The sequence below is a fragment of the Arenimonas sp. GDDSR-1 genome (assembly GCF_025980345.1).
Classification (GTDB): Bacteria; Pseudomonadota; Gammaproteobacteria; order Xanthomonadales; family Xanthomonadaceae; genus Arenimonas.
Genome location: NZ_JAPDUI010000002.1, coordinates 58,435 through 67,349, shown reverse-complemented (window position 1 = coordinate 67,349; position 8,915 = coordinate 58,435). Strand labels below are relative to the sequence as shown.

Sequence of the window (8,915 nt, the reverse complement as noted above, 5' to 3'; positions counted from 1 at the left end):
GGGTGTGGCCATGGGGGTGTCCTATCGGAAATCCTGCAGCAGTTGCCGCCATTCCAGCATCCGTCCGGCCAGGCCGAGATCGTGACGCAGGGGCTGGCTTAAGCTTAACCGCAAACGGTTGATGCCATCAATCCATTCCTGCAGACGTTCAACGGCCTGCGGGCGTTTGGCGCCCTGGGCGGCCTGCGCCGCCCAGGTCCGGGCCAGCCCGTAGGCAATCTGCGCCGCGAACAGCAGGCGAAGGTCGGTACGTTCATCGGCCAGCCATTTGCGGGCAATGGCGGCCGGACCGGTCTGGTTTTTCACGCAGGCCGCCAGATCGGCGCGGACTTCCTGATACAGGGCCGAACCGCCATTTCCGGCCCATTCCAGCGCCAGACCGGGATTACCACCGGCCATGGCCAGCAGGGCTTTGGCATCGGCCTCCGCGATCCGGTTCTGCTTCAGCCAGGCCAGTGCCGTGGCGGTGTCCGGACAGGCCATCTCGATGCGCTGGCAGCGGCTGCGTACCGTGGCCGGCAGCGCCTTGGGTTGGTCGGTGACCAGTATGAGATAACGCCCGGGCATGGGTTCTTCCAGGGTTTTCAGCAGCGCATTGGCGGCCTGGGCATTCAGCCGATGCGCGGTTTCGATGATGACCACCCGCGGCCCGGCCAGTTGCGCGGTGAGGGCCAGCCATTCGGACATGTCGCGGATCTGGTCGACGCCGATGGCGGTTTTCAGTTTGCCGGTTTTCTCATTGAGCTCGATGCCGATCTGCCGGAAATCGCCATGACTGCCCTGCACGAAGCGTTGGCAGGCGGTACACGCGCCGCAGGCCGGCAAGGCGGTATCCGCCTGCTGGCACAGCAGACGCTGCGCCAAGGCCCGTGCCAGATCCAGTTTGCCCAGATGGGCCTCGCCTTGCAGCAGCTGCGCATGGCCCAGGCGGCCGGCCTGGAAAGCCGATACGGCCCGTGCAAACAGCGGCTCCTGCCAAGCGCTGAGGCTCATGCCGACATCCAGCGGGCCAGGGCGGTTAAAACTTGCCGAACCACCGCGTCCTGCGGCTGCGAGGCGTCAATAATCACGATGCGCTGCGGTTCCTGCGCGGCACGCTGCAGGTAGGTCTCGCGTACGCGCAGAAAGAAATCTGTGCGCTCCTGTTCGATGCGATCCAGCGCCTGCCCGCGCGACTGGGCACGCGCCATGCCCTGCTCCACGCCCAGATCCAGCAGCAGGGTCAGATCGGGACGGATGCCGACGAAGTCCCGTTCGAGGGCTTCGATATGGGCCACCGGCAAGCCGCGGCCACCGCCCTGATAGGCGAAACTGGCATCGGTGAAACGGTCGGTCAACACCACATGACCCTGCGCCAGAGCCGGACGGATTAATTCCTGCACCAACTGCGCCCGCGACGCGAACATCAGCAGCAACTCGGCTTCCGGCACGATGCGGTGATCGGGCGACAGCAGTAGCTCGCGGATCTGTTCGCCGACGGTGGTGCCGCCCGGCTCGCGGGTGCCGACGACGGTCAGTCCGGCCTCGCCCAGATACTGGCGGATGGCATTGAACACCGTGGTTTTACCGGCGCCTTCGCCGCCCTCGATGCTGATCAGTTTTCCGGAATTCAGGGGCATGTCATCGTTTCAGCTGGTAAGTGGACACCGCTTTGCGGTGCTGCTCGTAGGTGGCGGAGAACACATGGCCGCCGTCGCCGGTAGCCACGAAGAACAGCGCATCGCCCGGGGCCGGATGGGCGGCAGCCTGCAGCGCGGCACGGCCGGGCATGGCAATCGGAGTGGGCGGCAGGCCGTGCATGCGGTAGGTGTTGTAAGGCGTCACGGTCTGCAGGTCTTTTTTGCGGATATTGCCATCATACCCGTCACCGATGCCGTAGATCACGGTCGGATCGGTTTCCAGACGCATGCCTTTCTGCAAGCGGCGCACGAACACGCCGGCGATCTGCGGCCGTTCCTCGGCTTTGCCGGTTTCCTTTTCGACAATCGAGGCCAGCGTCAGCAGCTCCTCCGGGGATTTCAGCGGCAGACCGGAATCCCGCCCGTTCCAACTCTCGGCCAATGCCGCGTCCATGGCCTCGGCGGCCTGCCGCAGCAGATCACTGCGTTTTCCGGATTTGGGCACGAAGTAGGTATCGGGCAGGAAGCGGCCTTCTGGATGCACGCCCTGACGGTCCAATAGCGCCATGATCTCGCTGTCGGATTTTCCGGTGAGGTCATCGTCGAGTTCGGACAAGGTGGCCAATTCGGTACGCATTTGCCGGAAACTGCGGCCTTCCACCAGCGTGAATTTCACCCGCGCGGTATCGCCGCTGGCCAGCTTGGCCAGCACGCCGGCAGGGGTCGTGCCATCGCTGAATTCATAATCGCCGACATGGATCCGACCGGCCATCTGCATCTGCAGCGCCAGCACTTTCCATTGCCAATCCCAGCCCTGGGTGATGCCGGCGGAACGCAGTTTCGGCAGCACGCGGTTCAGGCCATCGCCTTTGGCGACCGTCACCATCGCCGTTGCCGGAAGTTGCAGGGGGGCCTGTGCGAAATCGCGCACACGCAGAACGCCGAACAGGGTGAGCACCGCCGCCAGCAGGGCGATCAGGAAAATGGATTTGCGCCAACGGCTTTTCCTGGCCATGCCCTACTCGTCTGCAAAAAATGGATGGGCGGCCAGAAAGCGCTGTTGCAGCGCAGCCAGGGCCGCGTGGCCAATAACCGGAACGGATCCGGGATACCGGACTTCCATGATACCGCGAACGGCATTGCACAGAAAAACCGCATCGGCGTTTTCGACCTGATCGCGGGTGACCGGCGCTACGCGGACATCCTCCAGCATGGCCAGCAGTTTTTCCCGGGCGATGCCGGCAATGCCGCAGCGGGCAAGATCGGGCGTGTGCCAATGGCCATCGAAATACAGGAAGACATTGCCGGCAGTGGCGCAGATCACCTGCCCATCGCCATCGCACATCAGGCCTTCGGCAAAGCCGGCATCGGCACATTCGCGGCGGGCCAGGACATTTTCCAGGCGGTTCAGATGCTTCATGCCGGCCAGCACCGGCTGTTGCGCAACCGGGGTCGTGCACCAATGCAGGCGCAGCGGTTCGGCCATCGGCGGCGGCAAAGGGTGCACGCTGAGAATGCAGGTTGACGGACCAGCGACCGGCAAATAGCCGCGCCCGGATTCGCCGCGGGTCAGGATGATCTTCAGCACCTGCGGCCGGACATCAAGCAATTCCCGTGCGGCGGCATGAATCACGCCCTCATCGGGCAATGGCAGACCGAGCCGTTCTGCACCGCCCTTCAGACGGCGCCAATGCGCCGGCCACCACGGCAGCTCGCCGCCGCTGGCACGCAGGGTTTCAAACAGCCCGTCCCCGTACATCAGGCCACGATCCTGAACCGACAGTGCTTGAATGGGGTCATTGCCCCGGAAAATCAGCGCGCTCATTCCACGGCTCCGATGGCCCGCAACAGACCCTTGGCTTTGGCCCGTGTCTCCTGCAGTTCATTGTCGGGATTTGAATCAGCCACGATGCCGCCACCGGCCCGCAGCTGCAGCCGGTCACCCTGCAGCCACAGGCTGCGGATCAGGATATTCAGGTCCATGTCGCCGTTGCCATCGACATAGCCGAGCGCGCCGGTATACGGTCCGCGTCCGCCCTGTTCCAGTTCCGCGATGATTTCCATGCAGCGCACCTTCGGGCAGCCGGTGATGGTGCCGCCCGGAAACACCGCGGAAATGACTTCCCCGGGCGAGGTTCCGGGCTTGAGCGAACCGGTGATGTTGGAAACGATGTGATGCACATGCGCGTAGGTTTCCACGCACATCAGTTCATCGACCTTCACCGAACCCGGTTCGCACACGCGCGACAGGTCGTTGCGTTCCAGATCGATCAACATCACATGTTCGGCACGCTCTTTGGGATGGCCGATCAACTCACGGATCTTTGCGGCTTCATCATCGCCGGGCATGCGCGGACGCGTTCCGGCAATCGGACGGGTCTGTGCCTTGCCGGCGCTGACACTGACCAGGCGTTCGGGCGAGGAACTGAGCAGCGCCCAATCGGCAAAACGCAATAGACCGGCAAACGGCGCCGGATTCATCCGGCACAGGCGCGCGTAAAGGGCGTAGGCATCAGCGCCCGGAAAGCGGCCGTTCCAAGCCCGTGACAGATTGACCTGGAACACATCGCCGGCTTTCAGGTAATCGAGAATGCGCGCAACCCCGGATGTGAAGCGTTCCGGTGCATCCTCGTGGCAATCTCCGACCTGGGGCCATTCGGGCACCGGCGCCAAGGCCGCTGCAGCTGCAATGTCGGCTTGAATGGCTGATAACAGATGCCCATAACCGGGCTCCGCCACAGCCAAGCAGCGGTTGTCGACGCGGTCGAAAAGAATCGCCGCCGGACAGCGCAGCGCCAGCGCATCCGGCAAGGGGCCTGTAAACGCCGGCAAATCAAGCGAGGTTTCAATCTGTCCGGCAATCTCGTAGCCGAGATACAGCGCCCAGCCGCCGTGAAACGGCAGACCGTCCTTATCGATGATCTTCGTATGCTGTGTGAATGCCGCATCGAACGCCGGCAGGAAACCACCTTCACGCACTTCGCCATCCAGTCCATGCGTTATTCCGTCACGGCTATAGAGCCCTTCGCCGTTGGCGATGAACAGGATGTCCCAGCGCGACAAGGCATTGCCGCCGGCCACGCTCTGCAGCAGCAGCGGATAACGTGCGCAATCGAGACGCTGCAATGCCGTCGGATCGACGGCGGCAGGCAGGTCCTGGCGGATCAGGGCCACGAGGCCCTCAGAGCTTGCGGAACACCAAGGTGCCGTTGGTGCCCCCGAAACCGAAACCGTTCGACATCACCACATCGAGTTTCTTCTCGCGCGGCACATTCGGCACATAATCCAGATCGCAGCCTTCCGAGGCGTTTTCCAGATTGATGGTCGGCGGAACGATGCCATGCTGCATGGCCAGAATCGAGAGCACGGCCTCGACACCGCCGGCCGCGCCGAGCAGGTGACCGGTCATCGACTTGGTGGAGCTGACCAGGGTTTTGTAGGCATGATCGCCCAACGCCAGCTTCATGGCATTGGTTTCAGCCAGATCGCCGAGCGGCGTGGAGGTGCCATGGGCGTTGAGGTAGTCGATCTGGTCGGCATTGACGCCGGCATCCTTCATCGCCATCACCATGCAGCGTGACGGGCCTTCGCCGGTGTCGCTCGGTGCAGTCATGTGATAGGCATCGGAGCTGGCGCCGAAGCCGGCCAGTTCACAATAGATGCGGGCGCCGCGCGCTTTGGCGTGTTCGTATTCTTCCAACACCAGGATGCCGGCACCATCGCCGAGCACGAAGCCGTCGCGGTCGCGGTCCCACGGACGGCTGGCGCGCGCGGGCTCGTCATTGCGCGTCGATAGCGCTTTCATGGCGCAGAATCCGGCGACGGCCGTGGGCGTACAGCCGTGTTCGGCACCGCCGGCGACCATGATGTCGGCATCGCCGTACTGGATCATGCGCATGGCCATGCCGATGGAGTGGTTGGAGGAAGCGCAGGCCGAGACCGCCGAGAAGTTCGGGCCTTTGAAGCCCTTCATGATGCACAGCTGCCCGGAAATCATGTTGATGATGGTGCTCGGCACGTAGAACGGCGAGACTTTGCGCGGGCCGCCCAGGTGCAGATCAACCGCGGTCTCTTCAATGCCGCGGATGCCGCCGATGCCGGAGCCGACCAGCACGCCGGCGCGCTCGGCGTTGGCTTCGGTGATTTCCAGACCGGCATCCTGCATGGCCATGAACGATGCGGCCAGACCATAATGGATGAAGATGTCCATTTTCTTGACGTCTTTCGGAGAGAACCAGGCTTTCGGATCGAAATCCTTGACCTCGCCGGCAATATGCGTCGCCATGGCGCTGGCATCGAAATGGGTGATGTTGCCGATGCCGGACCGGCCGTTCATGACGGCATCCCAGTTGCTGGCCAAATCATTGCCCAGCGGCGACAGGATGCCCATACCAGTGACTACAACACGACGTTTCATAAGCGAGACTCCGGAATTTTGACGGCTCGGGACGGCCGTGCCGTCCTCAATGAAGTGAATCGATAAAACGAAGCCCCTGCGCGTGGGATGCCACGCTCCGGCCTTCAACGCAGACTATTGTACCGTTCGTTTCGGCAGAATACGAATCCGGATTCTGGTAGGCCAGCCACCAGTTTTCATGCATGTGGAGAAAGCGGAAAGCCTCCGGCTGCGGTGATAGCGGAACCGCCCGTCCGCTGCCGTGGACCAGTGCCAGATTGGTACCGGTGCCGCCGCCGAACGGGCGGCCCAGCCAGAGCCAGGACTGTCCTGAACAGGGCATCCGCTGGGTATCGATGATAAACAGGCCGACCCGATGCCTGAAGTCCTGATGGCTTGGTTCGGTATAGGGCGTCAACGCCGCCATGCTGATCCGAACGCGCCATTGCCAACCGATTTGGGTTTCCGCCAAGACGTTTGCCGTCAATCCGGCAACGGCAGTCAGCATCAACAGACAGGCGCCTGCCAAGCGCTCCCTGAACGGAATGCTGCTTTCACGGCAGCTGCGCAGCCAGAGCAGCGCTTCCGCCACGTACCAAAACAGCAGGATGAAGCCGGTGTAGAAAAGGACATCAAAAAGCCAAAGTCGTGGCTCGAGATCTTCGGCCCACGGCGAGTAGACGGAGCCTGCCCAAACCCAGAGTCCGGTGAGGAAGGCCAGAACGATCAATCGACGTGTTGACATGAAAACACCCGGAAGCAAACAGGGCCGCATGAAGCGGCCCTGTGGCAGTCCTTATCCCGGCGATTAGGCCTTGACGTGGGCTTTGATGTAATCGATGGCTTGTTGGATCGAGGTGATTTTTTCAGCTTCCTCGTCCGGAATTTCGCATTCGAATTCTTCCTCGAGCGCCATCACCAGTTCGACGGTATCGAGCGAGTCGGCGCCAAGATCATCCACGAACGAGGCGTTGGCGGTGGCTTCTTCTTCCTTCACGCCCAGCTGCTCAACCACAATTTTCTTAACGCGTTCTTCAATAGTGCTCATGAAACTGTCTCCTCCCGAGGAGTAACGATTTTGGGCTGTGGAATCATGCCGCCGGCGCTTGGCCCAAACCACGCCGGACAGGATTTAGAGTATTTTATCAAATTTTGACCAGAATGGTCACGGCATGTACATGCCGCCATTCACGTTCAGGGTCTCCCCGGTGATGTAGGCCGCCGCCGGACCGGCCAAAAAGGCCACCGCCTCGGCGATGTCGGCAGGGCTGCCCAATCGGCCCAGGGCAATCTGCCCCATCAGTGCCTGCTTGGCTTCTTCCGGCAAGGTATCGGTCATGTCGGTCTGGATGAAGCCCGGCGCAACCACATTGACGGTGATGCCGCGCGAGCCGATTTCCTTGGCCAGGGATTTCGAGAACGCGATGATGCCGGCCTTGGCGGCGGCATAATTCGACTGCCCGGCATTGCCGGTCAAACCGATGACCGAAGCGATGTTGATGATGCGGCCCTTGCGCGCTTTCATCATGCCGCGCATGACCGCTTTGCTGGTGCGGTAGACCGAGCTCAGGTTGGTATCCAGGATGATGTTCCAGTCTTCGTCTTTCATGCGCATCAGAATCTGATCGCGGGTGATGCCGGCATTGTTGACCAGCACACTGATCGGTCCGATGCTTTTGCCGATGTCCTCGATCACCGCGTCGACGGCCGCACTGTCGGTGACGTCCAGCACCTTGCCGATGCCGCCGGTGGCGGCCATGCGGGCCGTGATGGCCTGCGCACCGGATTCGGTCGTGGCCGTGCCGACTACTTTGGCGCCGCGCGCGGCCAGCAGGTCGGCAATCGCCGCGCCGATGCCGCGGCTTGCGCCGGTCACCAGAACCACTTCGCCGCTTAAGTCATGGGTCATTGCGTGTTCTCACTCGAAAGTCTGTATGGACGTGGCCTGCCATTCGGCGGCACTGGCCAGATTATAGGTGGAAATGGATTTGTCGATGCGCTTGACAAGGCCGGCCAACACCTTGCCGGGGCCGCACTCGATGGCGTGACGGATGCCCGCTGCGGCCAGAGCCTGCGTACAGCGTGTCCACTGCACCGGCAGGTAAAGCTGCTCGACCAGCGCGTGCTGAAGCGCGGCAAGATCGGTTTTGCGCGCGGCATCGACATTGTGGATGACCGGACGGTCCGGCATGGACCAGGTCGCGGCAGCGATGGCTTCCTGCAGCTGCAGCGCGGCATCGCGCATCAGCGGCGTATGCGAGGGCACGCTGACCGCAAGCTTGACGGTTTTACGGATACCCGCGGCCTGCAATGCGGCAAGGGCACGATCCACGGCATCGGCATGGCCGCCGATGACGATCTGGCCGGGCGAGTTGTAGTTGGCCGGTACGACGACGGAGGCATCTGCACTGGTTTCGCTGCAGATCTGCTCGACCTGCGCATCCTCGGCGCCGAGCACGGCCGCCATGGCCCCGGTACCTGCCGGCACGGCGGCCTGCATGAATTGACCGCGCAGGCGCACGAGATGGGCCCCGTCTTTCAAGGACAGCGCACCGGCGGCCACCAGCGCCGCGTATTCCCCCAGACTGTGACCGGCCAGCAGCGCGGGCACCGGCAACGATTGGGCCTGCCACAAGCGCCAAAGTGCGATGTTCGCGGCCAGCAGTGCGGGCTGGGTGAATTCAGTCTGGTTCAAGCGGTCGTCGGGATTGTCCTGACTGATCTGCCAGAGATCCACGCCGGCGCCCTCCGAGGCTTCGGCGAAGGTTTCGGCAATCAATGGATGGGCAGCAGCCAATTCGGCCAGCATGCCTTGCGACTGCGAGCCCTGTCCGGGGAAAACGAATGCCAGTTGCGGAATCATGGGTTGAGCGGCTCCGGTTGGGATTGGCCGCCATTAG

The 8,915-nt window shown here is 62.6% G+C and carries 10 protein-coding genes; all 10 read right to left on the bottom strand.

The window, feature by feature from the left end; all coding sequences use genetic code 11:
• Positions 1–21: 21 nt before the first annotated feature.
• The gene (holB, locus tag Q0W88_RS00960) at positions 22–993 is read right to left on the bottom strand and encodes a DNA polymerase III subunit delta' (protein WP_297798997.1); all 972 of its coding nucleotides are present in this window, start codon (positions 991–993) and stop codon (positions 22–24) included.
• Positions 990–1,619, bottom strand: a complete 630-nt coding sequence (tmk, locus tag Q0W88_RS00955) for a dTMP kinase (protein ID WP_297798995.1) — start codon at positions 1,617–1,619, stop codon at positions 990–992. Before tmk ends, holB begins: the two co-directional genes overlap by 4 nt.
• Position 1,620: 1 nt before the next feature.
• On the bottom strand, positions 1,621–2,634 hold the full coding sequence (gene mltG / locus Q0W88_RS00950) for an endolytic transglycosylase MltG (protein WP_297798993.1): 1,014 nt from the start codon (positions 2,632–2,634) through the stop codon (positions 1,621–1,623).
• Positions 2,635–2,637: 3 nt separating this feature from the next.
• The gene (gene pabC, locus Q0W88_RS00945; protein ID WP_297798991.1) at positions 2,638–3,444 is read right to left on the bottom strand and encodes an aminodeoxychorismate lyase; all 807 of its coding nucleotides are present in this window, start codon (positions 3,442–3,444) and stop codon (positions 2,638–2,640) included.
• A complete protein-coding gene (locus Q0W88_RS00940) occupies positions 3,441–4,787 on the bottom strand; it encodes an aminodeoxychorismate synthase component I (protein ID WP_297799036.1) in 1,347 nt (448 codons plus the stop codon). The genes pabC and Q0W88_RS00940 overlap by 4 nt, the downstream gene beginning before the upstream one ends.
• Positions 4,788–4,800: 13 nt before the next feature.
• A complete protein-coding gene (gene fabF, locus Q0W88_RS00935) occupies positions 4,801–6,036 on the bottom strand; it encodes a beta-ketoacyl-ACP synthase II (protein ID WP_297798989.1) in 1,236 nt (411 codons plus the stop codon).
• Positions 6,037–6,082: 46 nt separating this feature from the next.
• Positions 6,083–6,760 (bottom strand): hypothetical protein, encoded by a 678-nt coding sequence (locus Q0W88_RS00930; protein WP_297798986.1) that lies wholly within the window; start codon positions 6,758–6,760, stop codon positions 6,083–6,085.
• A gap of 63 nt (positions 6,761–6,823) precedes the next feature.
• On the bottom strand, positions 6,824–7,063 hold the full coding sequence (gene acpP / locus Q0W88_RS00925; protein ID WP_188449000.1) for an acyl carrier protein: 240 nt from the start codon (positions 7,061–7,063) through the stop codon (positions 6,824–6,826).
• A gap of 117 nt (positions 7,064–7,180) precedes the next feature.
• Positions 7,181–7,924 carry a 3-oxoacyl-ACP reductase FabG gene (gene fabG, locus Q0W88_RS00920; protein WP_297798982.1) on the bottom strand — a complete coding sequence of 248 codons (744 nt, stop codon included), beginning with the start codon at positions 7,922–7,924 and terminating at the stop codon, positions 7,181–7,183.
• Between the two features lie 9 nt (positions 7,925–7,933).
• Positions 7,934–8,878, bottom strand: coding sequence for an ACP S-malonyltransferase (gene fabD / locus Q0W88_RS00915; RefSeq protein ID WP_297798980.1), 945 nt, complete (start codon positions 8,876–8,878; stop codon positions 7,934–7,936).
• Positions 8,879–8,915: the final 37 nt, after the last annotated feature.